This is a genomic window from Micromonospora sp. CA-248212, from assembly GCF_050948405.1.
Lineage (GTDB): Bacteria > Actinomycetota > Actinomycetes > Mycobacteriales > Micromonosporaceae > Micromonospora.
This window is the reverse complement of record NZ_CP192023.1, coordinates 6,142,666-6,159,030: the sequence shown is the minus strand read 5'-3', so window position 1 is coordinate 6,159,030 and position 16,365 is coordinate 6,142,666. Positions and strand designations below refer to the sequence as shown.

At 74.0% G+C, this 16,365-nt stretch carries 16 protein-coding genes; 11 read left to right on the top strand and 5 right to left on the bottom strand.

Going from position 1 to position 16,365, the window contains the following annotated elements; all coding sequences use genetic code 11:
- Positions 1-24: 24 nt before the first annotated feature.
- Positions 25-1,080 carry a glycosyltransferase family 4 protein gene (locus ACQP03_RS28910; protein ID WP_357126535.1) on the top strand — a complete coding sequence of 352 codons (1,056 nt, stop codon included), beginning with the start codon at positions 25-27 and terminating at the stop codon, positions 1,078-1,080.
- 15 nt (positions 1,081-1,095) lie between these two features.
- On the opposite strand, the gene ACQP03_RS28905 is transcribed toward ACQP03_RS28910, so the two are convergent.
- Positions 1,096-2,595 (bottom strand): serine/threonine-protein kinase, encoded by a 1,500-nt coding sequence (locus tag ACQP03_RS28905; protein WP_357175274.1) that lies wholly within the window; start codon positions 2,593-2,595, stop codon positions 1,096-1,098.
- Between the two features lie 164 nt (positions 2,596-2,759).
- On the opposite strand from ACQP03_RS28905, the gene ACQP03_RS28900 reads away from it, so the two are divergent.
- From ACQP03_RS28900 to ACQP03_RS28860, 9 genes are all read left to right on the top strand, one after another.
- Entirely contained in the window at positions 2,760-3,593 is an 834-nt protein-coding gene (locus ACQP03_RS28900) for a patatin-like phospholipase family protein (protein ID WP_355052803.1), read from the top strand.
- The gene (locus tag ACQP03_RS28895; RefSeq protein ID WP_433459140.1) at positions 3,593-4,609 is read left to right on the top strand and encodes a 1-acyl-sn-glycerol-3-phosphate acyltransferase; all 1,017 of its coding nucleotides are present in this window, start codon (positions 3,593-3,595) and stop codon (positions 4,607-4,609) included. Before ACQP03_RS28900 ends, ACQP03_RS28895 begins: the two co-directional genes overlap by 1 nt.
- 9 nt (positions 4,610-4,618) lie before the next feature.
- Positions 4,619-4,939, top strand: coding sequence for a divalent-cation tolerance protein CutA (gene cutA / locus ACQP03_RS28890; protein ID WP_357125743.1), 321 nt, complete (start codon positions 4,619-4,621; stop codon positions 4,937-4,939).
- Between the two features lie 48 nt (positions 4,940-4,987).
- Positions 4,988-6,949 carry a hypothetical protein gene (locus ACQP03_RS28885; protein WP_433459138.1) on the top strand — a complete coding sequence of 654 codons (1,962 nt, stop codon included), beginning with the start codon at positions 4,988-4,990 and terminating at the stop codon, positions 6,947-6,949.
- Positions 6,950-7,148: 199 nt separating this feature from the next.
- Positions 7,149-7,985 carry a hypothetical protein gene (locus tag ACQP03_RS28880; RefSeq protein WP_433459136.1) on the top strand — a complete coding sequence of 279 codons (837 nt, stop codon included), beginning with the start codon at positions 7,149-7,151 and terminating at the stop codon, positions 7,983-7,985.
- Positions 7,868-8,416 carry an SCO7613 C-terminal domain-containing membrane protein gene (locus ACQP03_RS28875; RefSeq protein ID WP_433459134.1) on the top strand — a complete coding sequence of 183 codons (549 nt, stop codon included), beginning with the start codon at positions 7,868-7,870 and terminating at the stop codon, positions 8,414-8,416. The genes ACQP03_RS28880 and ACQP03_RS28875 overlap by 118 nt, the downstream gene beginning before the upstream one ends.
- Before the next feature lie 134 nt (positions 8,417-8,550).
- A complete protein-coding gene (locus tag ACQP03_RS28870) occupies positions 8,551-9,603 on the top strand; it encodes a fatty acid desaturase family protein (protein ID WP_357125737.1) in 1,053 nt (350 codons plus the stop codon).
- 69 nt (positions 9,604-9,672) lie between these two features.
- Positions 9,673-9,966 carry a 4a-hydroxytetrahydrobiopterin dehydratase gene (locus ACQP03_RS28865; protein ID WP_357125734.1) on the top strand — a complete coding sequence of 98 codons (294 nt, stop codon included), beginning with the start codon at positions 9,673-9,675 and terminating at the stop codon, positions 9,964-9,966.
- Entirely contained in the window at positions 9,963-11,117 is a 1,155-nt protein-coding gene (locus ACQP03_RS28860; protein ID WP_357125731.1) for an FHA domain-containing protein, read from the top strand. The genes ACQP03_RS28865 and ACQP03_RS28860 overlap by 4 nt, the downstream gene beginning before the upstream one ends.
- 49 nt (positions 11,118-11,166) lie before the next feature.
- Here ACQP03_RS28860 and rocD read toward each other — a convergent pair whose 3' ends face one another.
- The 3 genes from rocD to ACQP03_RS28845 all read right to left on the bottom strand — a co-directional run bounded on the left by rocD (position 11,167) and on the right by ACQP03_RS28845 (position 14,449).
- Positions 11,167-12,381 (bottom strand): ornithine--oxo-acid transaminase, encoded by a 1,215-nt coding sequence (rocD, locus tag ACQP03_RS28855; RefSeq protein WP_357134884.1) that lies wholly within the window; start codon positions 12,379-12,381, stop codon positions 11,167-11,169.
- A complete protein-coding gene (gene ddaH / locus ACQP03_RS28850) occupies positions 12,381-13,196 on the bottom strand; it encodes a dimethylargininase (protein ID WP_357134883.1) in 816 nt (271 codons plus the stop codon). Before ddaH ends, rocD begins: the two co-directional genes overlap by 1 nt.
- Before the next feature lie 428 nt (positions 13,197-13,624).
- Positions 13,625-14,449, bottom strand: a complete 825-nt coding sequence (locus tag ACQP03_RS28845; protein WP_363661451.1) for a DUF4190 domain-containing protein — start codon at positions 14,447-14,449, stop codon at positions 13,625-13,627.
- Between the two features lie 200 nt (positions 14,450-14,649).
- Here ACQP03_RS28845 and ACQP03_RS28840 point away from each other — a divergent pair, with 200 nt between their 5' ends.
- Positions 14,650-15,459, top strand: coding sequence for an Fpg/Nei family DNA glycosylase (locus ACQP03_RS28840; protein ID WP_363661450.1), 810 nt, complete (start codon positions 14,650-14,652; stop codon positions 15,457-15,459).
- 9 nt (positions 15,460-15,468) lie between these two features.
- Here the strand turns inward: ACQP03_RS28840 and ACQP03_RS28835 are convergent, their stop codons facing one another.
- Positions 15,469-16,335, bottom strand: a complete 867-nt coding sequence (locus ACQP03_RS28835; RefSeq protein WP_363661449.1) for an aminoglycoside phosphotransferase family protein — start codon at positions 16,333-16,335, stop codon at positions 15,469-15,471.
- Between the last annotated feature and the right edge of the window lie 30 nt (positions 16,336-16,365).

The window sequence follows — 16,365 nt, the reverse complement described above, 5'->3', positions numbered from 1 at the left end:
CCGGAGCGGTCGTTGCGCATCGCGATGGTGGTCCCGCCCTGGCTGTCCGTGCCGCCGCCCGGCTACGGCGGCCTGGAACAGGTGGTGGCCGGCCTGGTGGACGCGTTGACCGCGCACGGTCACGCGCTGACGCTGTTCGGCGCCGGCGATCACCATGGCACCGCCGCCAGCGGTTTCGTCTCCACCGTGGCGGAGGTGCAGTACGAACGACTCGGCGAGTCCCTGCCGGAGCTGGCGCACCTGGCCCGGGTGAACCGCCTGATCACGCCGGCCGATTTCGACGTGATCCACGACCACAGCACGATCGGCCCGCTGGTGGCCGGCCGTCGGTCGGTGCCGACGGTGGCGACCGTGCACGGCAACCCGGTGGGGGAGTACGGCGACGTGCTCGGCGACGCCGACGAGAACGTCGCCCTGGTGGCCATCTCGCACGCTCAGCGTCGACTCAACACGGGCCTGCCCTGGGCCGGCACCGTGCACAACGCGCTGGACCTGCGGGGCTTTCCGCGCAAGACCGAGCCGGGCCCGGGGCCGGTGCTGTGGCTGGCCCGGTTCAGCCCGGACAAGGGTCCGGACGTCGCCATCCGCGCCTGCCGGGAGGCGGGCCTACCGCTGCTGCTGGCCGGCAAGTGCAACGAGCCGGCCGAGCGGCGCTACTACGAGCAGGTCGTCGAGCCGCTTCTCGACGAGGACGTGACAGTCGTCCTGAACGCCGACCGTGCCGAGACCCTGCGGATGCTCGTCGACGCCCGCTGTCTGATCATGCCGATCCAGTGGGACGAGCCGTTCGGGATGGTGATGCTGGAGGCGATGGCGACCGGTACGCCGGTGGTCGCGCTGGATCGGGGCGCGGTGCCGGAACTGGTGCGACCGGGACGAACCGGGCTGATCTGCCGAGGGCCTGAGGAGTTGCCCGCCGCGCTGCTGGCCGCGCGAGGGTTGGACCCGCGCGACTGCGTGGCGCACGTCGCCGAGAACTTCTCGGTCGAGCGGATGGCGTACGGCTACGAGGAGGTCTACCAGCGCTTCGCCCTCGGCCGGCCCGACGTGCGGCGCACCGCCACCGTCGCGGTGCGCTGACCGCCTCGCCCCGGATCAGACACGTGCCGCGCCCAGTTCGGCGATCGCGGCGTCGAGCCGCTGCGCGTACGCCGGGCTGATCGCTCCCTCGCCGAGCCGGACGGCGACCTTCGCCCGCAGCCGCGCCACCGATGGTGCCAGCTCGTCCCGGCCGGAGCTGACGGCGACGAGCAGGTTGCCCAGCGACTGGCGCAGGTCGAGGCCGACATCGCTACGGATCTCCCCGTCGCGCACCCCGGCGTCGACAAGCCCGTTGACGCGGAGGCCAGCTTCGGCGAGGGTGCCCGGCCCGGCGGTGGACGCGACGCTGGGCGGCGCCGACGATTTCGCCGGCGCCGGTTGGAGCGGTTGGGTGGCGGGCGGATCGGTCGGCGGCTCGCTGGTCGCGGGCGTCGTCGGGCCGGCCGTGGGCTGGACCTGACGACGCGGCTGGTCGTCGGGGAGCAGGGCCACCCCGGCCAGCGCCACGGCGACGGCCAGGACCACCGGGATCAGGAGCAGCGCCGGACGTCGGAACGACCGGCCGGTACCGTCGCCGGGCGAGGTCAGCGGCCGGGCCACGTCGTCGGCGCGTACCACCGTCACGACGCCCGCCCGCGCGGCCGGAGCAACGGCCGGCTGCGGCAACGAACCCGACAGGGTCGGAACCGGCACCGCGATCGTGGCGGTCGGCGGTTCGGGCGTCAGCAGGTGCCCGCGCAGCACGGTGGCGACCTGCCGGGCCGTCGGCCGGTCGGCCGGGTCGCGGGCGAGGCTGCGCAGGCAGATCCGGGCGACCTCGGTGGGCAGCTCCGGCACGCCGGCCAGCGTCGGCGCGGGGCCGCCGGCGAGCGCGGCGCTGAGCTGTTCCCAGGTGTCCGCCGGGTACGGCACCCGCCCGGTCAACGCCTCGTACAGCAGGACGCCGAGCGAGTAGACGTCGGTGGCCGGCTGGGCGGGCGCGCCGTCGAGGCGTTCCGGGGCGACGTACGCCGGGGTGCCGAAGGTGCCGCCGTCCTCGTCCTCGTCCGGTGCGCCGATCCGGGTGGCGATGCCGAAGTCGAGGACCTTCACCCCCATCGCCGTCATCATGACGTTGGCCGGGGTGATGTCCCGGTGCACGATGCCCAGCCGGTGCGCGGCGGCCAGCGCATCCGCGACCTGGGCCCCCACCTCGACGGCCTCGGGCCATGGCAGCGGCCCCTCGGTGAGCCGTAGCTCCAGCTCCTCGCCGCTGAGCAGCTCCATCACGACGAACGAGGTGATGGAGCCGTCCGGGTCGACCGTCTCGCCGTAGTCGTGCACCGACGTCACGTGCGGGTGCACCAACTGGGCGGCGGCGCGCGCCTCCTCCCGCACCATGTCGCGGAACCGCGCGTCGGCGGCCAGCGAGGCGGCGAGCACCTTGAGCGCCACGAAGCGGTCGAGCACCTCGTCCCGCGCGCGCCAGATGACCGACATGCCGCCGGCACCGATCTGGTCGATGAGTCGGTACCTGCGGGCCAGCAAGCGGCCCGGATGCAATGCTGCCTTCACGGATCGCACCTGCCCTCGGGGTGGGAGCGGTATCAGGTTGCGCGAATGTGTCCACCCTGTCAACGCCGACGGTACGGATCGTCGGCGGACGGTGGCTGGGGTGCGCCGACCGTCCGCTGGCGGCGGGCCGTGGGTGGGCGGCGGGCCCGTGCCAGGATGAGGACATGGCTCCGGGACCGGTGGCGTTCGTACTCGGCGGCGGCGGGGTGCTCGGCGCCGTCGAGGTGGGCATGCTGCGCGCGCTGTTCCGCGCCGGCATCCAGCCCGACATGGTGCTCGGCACGTCGATCGGCGCGGTCAACGGCGCGCTGGTCGCCGCCGACCCGTCCGAGGCGGTGACCGACCGGCTGGTCCGGCTCTGGGCGTCACCCGAGGCCAGCGAGGTGTACGGCGACTCGGTCGCCCGACAACTGCGCCGCTTCGCCGCCCGTACCCATCTGCACTCGCCCCGGCCGCTGCGCCGGCTGCTCGAATCCGAGCTGGGCGTGGACACCACCTTCGCCGACCTGCGGGTGCCGTTCCGCTGCTGCGCCGCCCACATCGAGCGGGCCGCCGAGCACTGGTTCACCAGCGGCCCGGTCGTTCCGGCGGTGTTGGCGTCGGCGTCGGTGCCGGGCCTGCTCCCGCCCACGGAGATCGACGGCGCGCACTACATCGACGGCGGCATCGTCAACTCGATCCCGATCGGCGAGGCGGTGGCTGCGGGCGCGAGTCAGGTCTTCGTCCTTCAGGTGGGCCGGATCGAACGGGAGCTGACGCCGCCCCGGCGGCCGTGGGAGATCGCGCAGGTGGCGTTCGAGATCTCCCGCCGGCACCGTTTCTTCCGGGAGATGGCCGCGCTGCCCGAGGGGGTGGAGGTGCACGTCCTCCCGACCGGTGGGCTGAATCCGCGCGACGACACGCCGTGGGCGTACCGGGACATGGCGGCGGTGGGCCGCCGGATCAGCCGGGCGTACACCGCTTCCCGCCGCTACCTCGCCACTCACGTGGAACGCTGATGCCGCTTCCTCCCAGGTGGTTGCGGCGGCTGCTGATCGCTCCCGGCGTGGTGCTGCTCGCGGTGGTCGTGGTGACCACGCTGCCGGTCTGGGCGCTGCTGGCCGCGGCTGCCTCACAGCTGGTCCCGGGCCGGCTGCGTCCGTTGCGACTGCTCTGGATCGGCTGTGTCTACCTGGTCTGGGACGCCGCCGCGCTGCTCGCCCTGTTCGTCCTCTGGCTCGCCTCGGGCTTCGGTTGGCGCAGCCGGTCGCCGGCCTTCCAGCGCGCGCACTACGTGCTGGCCGGCTGGTTCCTGCGGGTGCTGTTCTGGCAGGCCCGCTGGTCGCTGCGGCTGAGCATCGACGTGGTCGGCACCGACCCGGACACTGCCCTGCCCGGGCGGCCCGAGCTGGTGCTGTGCCGGCACGCCGGGCCGGGCGACTCGTTCATCCTGATCCACGGGCTGGTCAACTGGTTCAAGCGGGAGCCGCGGATCGTCCTCAAGGACAGCCTCCAGTGGGACCCGGCGATCGACGTGCTGCTCAACAGGTTGCCCAACCGGTTCATCGCGCCCACGGCGGAGCGTGGCGAGGAGACCGTACGCCAGGTCGGGCACCTGGCCACCGGCCTGGACGACAACGACGCCTTCGTGATCTTCCCGGAGGGCGGCAACTTCACCCCGAGGCGGCGACTGCGCGCCATCGCCCGGCTCCGCTCGCTCGGTATGGAACGCATGGCGAGGCGTGCCGAACGCATGCGCCACGTGCTCGCCCCGCAGCCCGGTGGGGTGCTCGCCGCGTTGGACGCCGCACCGGACGCCGGGGTCATCTTCGTCGCCCACACCGGCCTGGACCAGCTGGTCAGCATCGGCGACGTGTGGCGGGAACTGCCCATGGACAAGCGGATCGTGATGCGGTTCTGGTCGGTGCCGCCGGAGGAGGTGCCGACCGGGCGGCAGCAGCGCATCGACTGGCTCTTCGACTGGTGGGCGCAGATCGACACGTGGATCGCCGCCAACCGTGAGGTCTCCGCGTAGGGTGCGCTCGTGGAGCAGATCTGCGTGGTGACGACGGTGGTGGATGCGCGTTCGGTCGCGGACGTGTTGGCGGCCGCGGCCGTCGCCGGGCGGCTCGCCGCCTGTGCCCAGGTCGGCGGTCAGGTGGACAGCACCTACTGGTGGCGCTCCGGAGTGGAGACCAGCACCGAGTGGTCCGTGCTGTTCAAGACCGCGCCGGACCGGTTGGCCGCGCTGGTGGACCAGATCCGGGCCAGCCATCCGTACGAGGTTCCGGAGATCCTCGTGTCCAGGGTGGAGAGCGGGGACCCCGCCTACGCGGCCTGGGTGCACGACCACACCCGCCCCTAGGTACGCCTACTCTGGGCCGTACCCCACCGGCTTGTCGATGATGACCGGGTGGACGACACCCGCTATCCCTGCCCCGCCTGCGGCGGCCCGGCCGACCTGAGCGCCGGTTGCGCCGGTTGCCACCGCCCACCGGACCCGACGGCGGCCGAGGTGGTCCGACTCGGCCGGGAGGTGGCTCGGCTCGAACCCGAGGTTGAGCGGGCCCGCCGGACGTACGCCGAGTTGGCGGGCCTGCTGGCGGCGACCTCGCGGCGGCGTGCCGAGCTGGCTGCCGTCGTGCGGGCACAGCGGGCGGCGGGGACTCCGGTCGTGCCGGCGACGTCGCTCGCCGCGTCGACGCCAGCGGTGGGTACGCCGGCACCCGGTGTGGCGGAGACCTCGACGCGGACCGTCCAGGGGCTGCTGTTCGTCCTGGGTGGACTGCTGCTCGGCACGGCGGCGGTGGTCTTCACGGCGGTGGCCTGGGCGGCTGTGGGGGTCGGTGGCCGGGCGTTGATCCTGGCGGCGGTCACGGCCCTGGTCCTGGCCGTCCCGCTGCTGGTGGTCCGGCGGGGTCTACGGGGGACGGCGGAGACGTTCGCCGCGGTGGGCCTGCTGCTGGTGTTGCTCGACGGGTACGCCGCCTGGTCGGTGGACCTGGCCGGGGTGTCCGGTTGGCCGGGCACCCGGTACGCCGCGCTGGTCGGGGGGGTCAGCGCGGTGGTCGCCGTCGCGTACGGGCGGCTCAGCGGGTTGGCCGGGCCCTGGTTCACCGCGCTGGTGGCGGCCCAGCCGGTGCTGCCGCTGCTCGCGGTGGAGGCCGAGGTCGGCGCGGACGGCTGGGCGCTGGTGTTGCTCGGGGTGGCCCTGCTCGACCTGGGGGTGCTGGTCGCGCTGCGCGACGGGGTGGCGGGCGGCCGGCTCGCCGGTCGGGTGCTCGCCGGGGTGGGTCACGTCGGCGCGCTGGTCGCCGCCGCCGCGGGTGCGCTGGTGCCGTTGCTGCTGGGGCGGGCGGCGGGTACGCCGCTGCTGGCCGGGGCGCCGTTGCTGCTGGTCGCGGTGACGGGGGTCGGCGCGGCGTGGCTGGTCGGCGGCGCGGCGCTGCGGGCGGTGACCGCGGGGCTGCTGGTTCCGGTGCTCGCCGCCGCGCTGCTGCGCCCGGTGGGCGAGCTGCGTCCGTCGCTGCTGCTGCTCGCGGCGTCGGCGGTGGCGCTCGTCCTGGCGGGGGTGGTGCGGTTGCTGCCCACCGGTTGGCGTGCCGGGCCGCGTGCCGGCGCGCTGCTGGTCGCCGCCGGCACGGCGCAGATCACGGTGCTGATCACCGGCGCGTTGGCGGTGGCCGCCGCCGCCCGGTCGCTGCCACCGTGGCACGGGGCCGATTGGGGGCCGGACCTGAGTTGGGGGTGGCAGCTGGCGCCCGCCGTGGCACTGGCGCTGGCCGCGACCGTGTCGCTGCTGCCCCGACGCCTGTGGGCGGTGCTCGCCTCGGCCGGCGCGGTGGCGGTGCTGCTCGCCGTTCCGGCCGGCTGGACGGCGTCGTGGGCGACGGTGGTGGCCGTGGACCTGGTGGGTGCGTCCATGCTGCTGCTCGCCGTGCTCGCCCGTCCGGCGACCCGACCGGCGATTCTGCTCGGCTGGGCGTCCGGCGGCGCGGTCCTGCTCGGGCACGCGCTGCTGGTGGCGCTTGCCGATCCGGTCGGCGTGGCGGTGGCGTTGGGCACCGCCGGGGTGCTCGGGGTGGCGGTGGCGTCGCGGCGGGGGTCGGGGCGTACCGCCGGGTGGCGGGTGTGGGTGTGCTGGTCGCGCAGCTCGCGCTGCCCGGCGTCGCCGCGACGGCGGTGTTCGCGGCCGGCTCGCCGCCGTGGTGGCAGGCCCGCGCGGCCCTGGCCGCCGCCGGGCTCTCGCTGGTCGCGGTGCTCGCGGTGCGTCGCCGCCGGACCGACCTCATCGGGTACGCGGTGCAGGGCTCGGTGGTCGCCGCGCTGGCGGCCGGGGTCGCGCCGCTGCTGGCGGCGGGGGACGAGCCGGTGACGTTGTACGCCGCGCTGGCGGCGCTCGGCGTCGTGCTCGTCGCCCGTTGGGGCGGCCTGTCGGCGACCGGTGACGAGCCCGCCGGGCCGGGGGAACAGCCGGCGGTCGGGGGGCCGTCGATGGTCGGCGCGTCGGGTGTGCTGGTGGCGGCGGGTGCGGTGCTGGCGGGGGTCTCGGCGCTGGCCGCGTTGCCGGCGGTGTGGGGGCGCTGTTCACGCCGTACGGCATCCCCGGGCCGGTCTGGTCCGGCGCGCCGACCGTCGTCGCCGACCGTGGGCTGCTCCCCGCGGGGCTGGCGCTCGGCACGCTGGCGGTGGCGGCGGTGCTGGCCGGTTGGCGGGTACGCCCACCCGTGCTGGCGGCCGTGCCGTTCGCCGGTGCCGCGCTGCCGGTGCTGCTCGTCGCGGTGGGCGCGCCCTGGCCGGTGCTGCCGGCGGCCACCCTGCTCGCCGGGGTGTCCGCGCTGCTGCTCGCCGCGCTGCTGACGCCCCGGTGGGCGCTCGCGTCGCTCGTCGCACCGACGGGGGCGGTGCTGGCCGTGTCTGGAGTGACGGGGTTCCTGGCCACCCGGTCCGGCACGCTCGTGGCCGAGGGCACGCTCGTCGTGGCCGCCGTGGTCATCGGCGTCGGGGCGCGGCTGGCCGGGGTACGCGTCGCCGGCAGCGTCGCGGCGGTGGGGGCGGCGTGCGCGTTGGCGGTGTCGGCGACGCTCGCCGGCGGGCTGCCGGTGCGGGCGGCGGCGTACCCGCTGCTGGGGGTGGCCGTGCTGGTCCTCGCCGTTGCCGCCGCGAGCGGCCGGCGGCTGGTCGTCGGCCGGGTGCTGGATGCCGCCGCGCAGGCGGTGGCGCTGGTGGCGGCGGTGCTCGCCGTCGAGTCGGCCCGGCATCTCGCGACCGTCTGCGTGCTGTGGGGGTGGCCGTGGCGCTGCGGCTGCTGCGGCGGGGCGAGCCGGCCGGTCGACGGTGGCGGTTCGCGGCCGTCGCCGCCGGCAGTGAGCTGCTCGGGGCGTGGGTGCTGCTGGCGGCGGGCGGGGTGACCGTGCTGGAGGCGTACACCCTGCCGGCGGCGGCGCTCGCCGTCGGGGCGGGGCTGCTGGCGATGCGGAGCCGGCCGGGGCTGACCAGTTGGCCGGCGCTCGGTCCGGGGCTGGTCGCGGCGCTGGTGCCGAGCCTGGTGTCGGTGCTGGCCGGGCCGGACCCGCAGCCGTGGCGGCGGCTGCTGCTCGGAGCGGCGGCACTGGGCATCGTGTTGGCCGGGGCCCGCCGTCGCTGGCAGGCGCCGGTGCTGGTCGGGGGCGCGGTGTTGGCGGCCCTGGCGCTGCACGAGCTGGCCCGTGGCTGGGACCTGCTACCCCGGTGGATCTACCTGGGCGTCGGCGGGTTGGCGTTGATCGGGTTGGCCGCGAGCTACGAGCGGCGGCGGCGTGACCTGGCCCGACTGCGCGCCGTGGTGGCCCGGCTGGGCTGAGTCGAGGTCGGGGGGTAGGGCTCGCCCTACCCCCCGTACGGGGGTTCCCAGGGTTACTCAGCGCAACTTTTTTGGGCAGGGTTGACGGTGAGCCCGGACCGTCCGGTCCGATCCACATGAAGCGGGGAGCAGCGATGGCGCTCGGAGCGGTGGCGGAACGGCCCGCACGACGGCGGGGTAGTGACTACGCACAGTTGTCCCGACGGGTCAGTCAGGCCGGTCTGCTGGAGCGGCGGCCCGCCTCGTACGTCGCCCGGATCGTGCTCACCCTCGGCGCGTTCGTGGCCGGCTGGGTCGCCGTGGTCCTCGTCGGCGACTCCTGGTGGCAGGTGGCGCTGGCCGTCGTGCTGGCGGTCGCCACCACCCAGGTCGCGTTCCTGGGCCACGACGCGGGACACCGCCAGATGTTCCGTCGTCGCCTTCCCAGCGAGCTGGTCGGGTTGGTCGCCGGCAACGCGGCGGTCGGGCTCAGCTACGGCTGGTGGGTCGACAAGCACAACCGGCACCACGCCAACCCGAACCACGAGGACGAGGACCCGGACGTCGGGGCGGGCGCCCTGGTGTGGACGTACGAGCAGGCACTGGGTACGCGAGGGTTCGGTCGGTGGCTGGCGCGGCGGCAGGCGTACCTGTTCTTTCCGATGCTGCTGTTGGAGGGTCTGAACCTGCACGCGGCGAGCATCCGGGCGATCGTCGGCCGGGGGCCGGACGGCCGGTACGCCACCCCGATGCGGCACCGCGCGGCCGAGGCGGCGCTGCTCGTGGCACACACCGTCGGCTACGTGGCGCTGCTGCTGGCGGTCATGTCGCCGGGCAAGGCGCTGCTCTTCGCCGCCGTGCACCAGGCGCTGTGGGGCCTCTACATGGGCTGCGCGTTCGCGCCGAACCACAAGGGCATGCCGATGCCGACCGCCGCGGACGAGTTGGACTTCCTCCGCAAGCAGGTGCTGACCTCGCGCAACGTGCGGGGCAGCCGGCTGGTCGACACCGCGCTGGGCGGGCTCAACTACCAGATCGAGCACCACCTGTTCCCGAACATGCCCCGGGCCAACCTGCGTCGGGCGCAGCCGATCGTGCGCGCCTACTGCGCCGAGCAGGGCATCTCGTACGCGGAAACGGGTCTGGTCGAGTCGTACCGGCAGGCGCTCGCTCACCTGCACGAGGTGGGCCGGCCGTTGCGCGGCTGACGCGTCCCGCTGTGCCGTCCACCGGTGGCGCGTCGGACGCGGCGGGTGCGCCACCGGTAGGGTCTGGTCATGGCAGACCTGCTCACCGCGGACGCGGTGCGGAGAGAGCTGGGCGGGTTGTCCGACTGGTCGGGCGACCCGACCGGTATCGGCCGTACCGCCCAGCTCGGCAGTTTCCCGGACGCCATCGCGGTGGTGGACCGGGTGGCGGCGGTGGCCGAGGAGATCGACCACCATCCCGACATCGATATCCGATGGCGGACCCTGACCTTCCGCTGTGTCACGCACTCGGCCGGCGGGGTCACCCACCGGGACATCGAGCTGGCCAGGCGGATTGACGACATCGTCCGGAGCGCGGCATGAGATTTGAGATCAGCAAGGTGCTGGACGCCATCGAGGGGCGGGTCTGCACCGACCCGTCGCTGGTCCGGGCGGTGCTCGACCTGGCCGAGATCATTCGCTACCAGGACATCGACGGCGGTCGGCCGGCGAGTCTGCTGCGCCTCGGCATGGTCATCGACGCGCTCTCCCGCGAGTTGGAGGAGGACAGCGTCCAGGTGTACGCGGTGGTGCATCGCGCGCTGCTCTCCGACGCCGACCTGACCTCCAACGAGCGGATGGTGGTCCGCCGCTGGGCGGACGACGGGCTGGTCGAGGTGCTCGACAATCCCGGTGACCGGATGCTGGAGGTGGCCGACCTGCTGGGCGTGCCGGTGCTCACCCGGGTCCGTTTCGACGGGCTGCGTGGGCGGTTCCCGTGGCTGGTCGAGCAGCCCGGTCGGGTGGTCGCCCCGGTGCCGGGCGCGGGTGGTCCGGTGTTCATCGCGCACGTCGGCGGCGGGCACGCCCCGGTCGCCGGCAAGCGCTCGCCCACCGGTGCGAAGCTGCTGGCCCGCCAGTGGCGGTGCCCGGAGTCGGGGTGCGCGCTGTTCGGCGGCGGTGGTGGGGGTGGCGCGTTCGCCGACCTCGCCGGCGGCGCCGACCGTAGTCCGGCCGCGCAGCCGCCGCCCTCGCTGCGCAACGGCGTACCGACCTGCCCCCGACACGGCGCGCGGCTCGGTGACGTGGGCCCGCGTCCGCGTACGGAGGTGCTCGCGGTGCGCGTCGGCGGCCTGGTCCGGCGGCGGTTCGTGCTCAGTGAGGAGCAGCCGGTGGTGGCCGGCCGGGCACCCGAGCAGGAGGGCGGGATCATGCTCGGGCAGTGGCTCAACGACGAGGCCCGGCGGTGGATCAGCCGTGGTCACGTCCACTTCGAGCTGCGGGTCGGCGAGGTCATCGTGACCGACATCAGCACCAACGGCTCGGGCATCCGACCGGCCGGCTCGATGGCCGAGTCGGACCGGATTCCGCTGGCCCCGCAGCAGTCCCGGGTCCTCGGCGAGAACGACATGATCGAGCTGTACCCCGGCGTGCAGATCGGCCGCGCCGAGGAGTTGCCCACCGGCGCCCCGTTCACCCCCACCTCGGTAATGGCCGAGGCTCCCACCATGGCGATGCGCCTACCCCGTCCGTGACGCGAGTGGCGGGCGCCGACGTCGGCGCCCGCCACTCACACGTTCCGGGTCAGGCAGCCAACACCTCGGCCAGCGTCGTGATGGCCTGGTCGATCTCCTCTTCGGTGATCACCAGGGGCGGGGCTAGCCGGATCGTGGAGCCGTGGGTGTCCTTGGCGAGGATGCCGCGCTCCATCAGGCGCTCGCACGCCTCGCGTCCGCTCATCAGCGCCGGGTCGATGTCCAGCCCAGCCCAGAGGCCCCGGACGCGTACGCCGACGAGGCCCTTGCCGACCAGCCCGTCCAGGCCGGCCCGCAGCCGCTCGCCCAGCTCGGCCGAGCGGCGCTGGAACTCGCCCGTCGCCAGCAGCCGTACGACCTCGGTGGCCACCGCGCAGGCCAGCGGGTTGCCGCCGAAGGTGGAGCCGTGCTGACCGGGCTTGAGCACGCCCAGCACGTCGGTGTTCGCGGCCACCGCGGAGACCGGCACGATGCCGCCGCCGAGCGCCTTGCCCAGCAGGTACATGTCCGGCACCACGCCCTCGTGGTCACAGGCGAAGGTCCGGCCGGTACGCCCCAGACCCGACTGGATCTCGTCGGCGATGAACAGCACGTTCCGCTCGGTGCAGACCCGGCGTACGCCCGGCAGGTAACCCTCCGGCGGCACCACCACGCCCTGCTCGCCCTGGATCGGCTCGAGCAGCACGGCGACGGTGTTCTCGTCGATCGCGGCGGTGAGGGCGTCCAGGTCGCCGTACGGCACGACCGTGAACCCCGGGGTGTACGGCCCGAAGTCGGCGCGGGCGTCCTCGTCGGTGGAGAAGCTGACGATGGTGGTCGTCCGGCCGTGGAAGTTGCCCTCGGCCACCACGATGTTCGCCTGACCGGCCGGTACGCCCTTGACCTGGTAGCCCCACTTGCGGGCCACCTTGATCCCGGTCTCCACGGCCTCGGCGCCGGTGTTCATCGGCAGCACCAGGTCCTTGTCGCACAGCTCGGCCAGCTCCCGGCAGAAGTCGGCGAACTGGTCGTGGATGAACGCTCGGCTGGTCAGCGTCAGCCGGTCGAGTTGGGCGTGCGCGGCGGCGATGAGCTGCGGGTGCCGGTGGCCGAAGTTCAGCGCCGAGTAGCCGGCCAGGCAGTCCAGGTAGCGCTTGCCGTCCACGTCGGTGAGCCACGCGCCCTCGGCCGACGAGATGACCACCGGCAGCGGGTGGTAGTTGTGCGCCGTCCAGCGCTCGGCGTCCCGGACCGCTCCCGGCGTACGCAGCTTGTCGTCCACGATCACTTGGTTGCCTTTCCCTGACGGAGTCGCAGCGTGCAGCACTTCGGTCCGCCGCCGGCCTTACGCAGCTCGGACAGGTCGACACCGATGGTCTCGTAACCCCGGTCGCGCAGCTTGGCGGCCAGGTCGGTGGCCTGCGCGGGCAGCACGACGTGCCGTCCGTCGCTGACCGCGTTCAGGCCCAGCACCTCGGCGTCGGCCATGGTGGCGTGCACGGCGTCGGGGAAGAGCCGGCGCAGCACGGCCTGGCTGCCGGGGGAGAAGGCCTCCGGCAGGTACGCCACGGTCCGCTCGTCGAGGACGGTCAGCGCGGTGTCCAGGTGGTAGAAGCGCGGGTCGACGAGCTGCATGGTGATCACCGGGTAGCCGAAGACCTCCTGCAACTGGGCGTGCGCGGCGTGGGCGGTCCGGAAGCCGGTGCCGGCCAGCAGGTGGTCGCCGGCCAGCAGGACGTCGCCCTCACCCTCGTTGACGTGCTTCGGGTCGTACATCTCGAACCCGGCGGCCTCGAACCAGGCCCGGTAGGCCGGCGCCTCGTCGGCGCGCTGCGGGTCGCGGAACTGCACGGCCATCGCCTTGTCGTCGATCACGGTGCCGCCGTTGGCGGCGAAGACCATGTCGGGCAGGCCGGGCACCGGAGTGATCTCCTCGACGGTGTGGCCCAGGTCAAGGTACGTCTGGCGAAGCTGCTCCCACTGCCGGACGGCCAGCGCGGGGTCGACCGGCGCGCTCGGGTCCATCCAGGGGTTGATGGCGTAGTCGACGGCGAAGTACGTCGGCCGGCACATCAAGAGGCGCTGGCTGGTGGCGTCCATCGTCATTGTCCTGCTCCCAGGGGTCGGGCGCGCCCGGCCACCGTGGCCCACGGGCTGGCGCCGTTGCTCAACGTTATGCGGCGTCAGCGGAAGGATCCACCACCGAGACTTGCGCAGACCGTAGATCCGTTGCGTGTAACGCACAGCAACCAACGATCCGTTGCGCAGGAGGGCCAGCTCACCCCTCCAACAGTGATCAAGAGGTTTGCGTCACCAGACCGGCTTCTGGTGACGCAAACCTCTTGATCAACTGTTCTGGGGGGTGGGGTGGGGTGGGGTGGGGGTGGGGGTGGGGGGTCTGGATGCACTTCAGGGGCGGCGAATCGCCGCCCCTGAAAGGGTGTCGCCCTGCTGGTGAACCACCGTCGGGCTGCCGGCGAACCGCCGGCTCTTCGCCGGTGCACCACCGGCGAGCGGAACAGTGCCCGCTAGAAACGATCCACAAACTGTGAGTCAAGCCACTCCCGGAGGCGCTGCACCCAGTCGCCGTCCGTGGTCGGCCAGGCGAACTGACCGGTCATCGCGAGCACGCCGACCACCACCGCCGCCAGGCCGATGAGGATGCCGAACAGCGCGTCGGTCTTGCCGGCGACGTGCCGGCGGCGGGTCGCCATCAGGCCGAGCACCGACAGCACCGCGCCGACCGCGCCGAGCCCGATGCCGTACCCGGCCAGGGTGCCGCTCAGCACGAACAGCGCGCCGACGACGGAGACGATCAGGCCGAGGGTGGCGAGCAGGCTGGCCCGCGGCTTCGGGCCGCGCGTCACCGGCTCCGGCTCGGTGTCGCGAGCGGGGGTCGTGTCGACCGGACGGTCGGTCACGTCGGGCCGGCGGGTCGTCGTCCGGTCGAGGTCCGGGTCGCGCTCCGGCCGTCGGGTCGTACCGTCGAGGTCGTTGTCGCGCTCGATGGTCGGGACGGCGGCCGTGCCCGTCTTGGCGGCGAGCGGCCGGGCCTCGCCCTCCGTCGGGCGGGCGGTGTCGGTCTCCACCGGCCGGGCGGTGGCGGCGCGGGCCACGGCCGCGCGCTCCGCGGCCCGTCGCTCGGCCTCGCCGGTGCGCCCGGTCGTCGCGGTGGCGTCGCCGGTCGCCGTGGCGCTGCGGTACGTCGTCTGGTCGGCGTCCCGGTCGGTGACAACCGGTCGGCCGTCGTCGGTCCGGCCCGTCTCGGTGACCGGGGTATCGGGACCGTCAAGGTTCTCGTCCCGCGTCGGCGTCTGCTCGGACCGCCGGGACAGCGAAGGAATCCTGACCACTACACACCTCCTGTTGAATGCGTGGTGGCCGACGTTCAGGGGTGGCACCCACGCGCTACGACCCCGAAATACCCACCTCGGCGTTTCCTGACACCGATTCCGGGTACGGCCCGCGGATCAGGGGCGGATCCACCCGGCGTTCGGCGTGAAGGAGCAGCGTCACCCGGTGGCCCCGGTGCGACTGGCTATCCTTGGCACCCGTGCCAGAGGGACACACGATCCACCGCCTGGCGGCCCGGCACGCCGAGCTGTTCGCCGGTGACAAGCTGCACGCCGACAGCCCGCAGGGCCGCTTCGCCGATGGCGCCGCGCGGCTCTCCGGGACCGTCCTGGACAGCACCGAGGCGTACGGAAAGCACCTGCTGCACCACTTCGCCGACGAGGTGACCCTGCACGTGCACCTCGGGCTGTACGGCAAATTCACCGACGGATCAGGGACGCCCCCCGAGCCCGTCGGCCAGGTGCGGCTGCGGCTGACCAGTGACCGGCACTGGTTGGATCTGCGCGGTCCGGCCGCCTGCGAACTGCTCACCCCGCCCGAGGTCGACGCCCTGCGGGCCCGCCTCGGCCCGGATCCGCTGCGCGCCGACGCCGACCCCGAGCGGGCGTACGCCCGGATCTCCCGCAGCCCGACGCCCCTCGCGGCCCTGCTGCTGGACCAGTCGGTGGTGGCCGGCACCGGCCTGATCTTCGTGACCGAGGCGCTGTTCCGGGCCGGGCTGCCGCCCACGATGCCCGGTCGGGCGCTGACCCGGGCCGGGTGGGACGCCCTCTGGTTCGACCTGGTCGCGTTGATGCGGCTCGCCCTGGAACACGGTCGGATCGACACCGTCCGCGACGCCCACCTGCCCGAGGCGATGGGTCGACCGGCGCGCGTCGACCGGCACGGCGGCGAGGTGTACGTCTACCGCCGCGCCGGCGCCCCCTGCCACATCTGCGGCACCGAGGTCAGTCGCGGCGAGCTGGTCGGCCGCAACCTCTACTGGTGCCGTACCTGCCAGGCCCGCTGACCCTCGGCGTCAGTCGGTGCCGAGCAGCCAGCGGACCACCTCGACCTGGTGCGTGAAGACGACCTGGTCGGCGATGCTCCAGGCCAGGCAGTGGCCGATCGCCCAGCCCCGCACCCGCTCGACGTCCAGCCCGAGGTCGGTGCTGAGCCGGTCGAGTCGGTGCCGGACGGCCGCCGGCGAGTGACCCAGCTCCGGACCGCGTACGAGTGGCACCACCGAGAACTCCCGCTCGCCGATCAGCGGCTTGGGGTCGATCGCCAGCCAGGGGGCGCGCTCGGCGGCGAGCACGTTGCCGGCGTGCAGGTCCTGGTTGACGAGCACCTGCTCGCCCTGGCTCGCCGACAGGTCGACCAGCAGGGCGCGCGCCGCGTCGAGGAGCCGCCGCTCGTACGGCCGGCCGGCCCGTTCCCAACTGCGCGGCATCCGGTCGAGCCAGCCGGCGGCCTCCTCGGCGAGCGGGGTGAACGGCGCGCCGGCCGGTCGCCAGAGCCGGGGCAGCAGGTCGACCGCCGCGTCCAGCGCCCGGTCCATCGGTAGCTCGTGCAGGGGCGTACCGGGTCGGCAGCGCTCCACCAGCAGCGCGCGCCGTTCGGGGTCGTGAGCGAGCAGCCGGATCGCGCCCTCGCCGGCCCAGTGGCCGAGCGCGTGGGCCTCGTACCGGCTGTCCTCGTCCGGGAACTGGACCTTGAGCACCGCCGCCGTACCGTCGGGCAGATCAGCGGGGAGCGCCAGCGAGGCGTACGCGTACCGGAACGGCGGACCGAGCCGCAGCGACCACCGCTCGGCACACTCCGACACCAGCGTCGGCAGCGCGGTCAGCCAGGCCCGGCCCACCGCTGACGCTCGTACCCAACCAAGCCCCTCGGGCAGTTCCATCCCGCCATCCTGCCCGCGCCGGGGCGGGTG

Coding starts and splice junctions, on each gene's coding strand:
- ACQP03_RS28910 (WP_357126535.1), top strand. CDS start 25: ATGGTGGTCCCGCCCTGGCTGTCCGTGCCGCCGCCCGGCTACGGCGGC.
- ACQP03_RS28900 (WP_355052803.1), top strand. CDS start 2,760: ATGGCTCCGGGACCGGTGGCGTTCGTACTCGGCGGCGGCGGGGTGCTC.
- ACQP03_RS28895 (WP_433459140.1), top strand. CDS start 3,593: ATGCCGCTTCCTCCCAGGTGGTTGCGGCGGCTGCTGATCGCTCCCGGC.
- ACQP03_RS28870 (WP_357125737.1), top strand. CDS start 8,551: ATGGCGCTCGGAGCGGTGGCGGAACGGCCCGCACGACGGCGGGGTAGT.
- ACQP03_RS28865 (WP_357125734.1), top strand. CDS start 9,673: ATGGCAGACCTGCTCACCGCGGACGCGGTGCGGAGAGAGCTGGGCGGG.
- ACQP03_RS28860 (WP_357125731.1), top strand. CDS start 9,963: ATGAGATTTGAGATCAGCAAGGTGCTGGACGCCATCGAGGGGCGGGTC.
- ddaH (WP_357134883.1), bottom strand. CDS start 13,196: ATGGACGCCACCAGCCAGCGCCTCTTGATGTGCCGGCCGACGTACTTC.
- ACQP03_RS28835 (WP_363661449.1), bottom strand. CDS start 16,335: ATGGAACTGCCCGAGGGGCTTGGTTGGGTACGAGCGTCAGCGGTGGGC.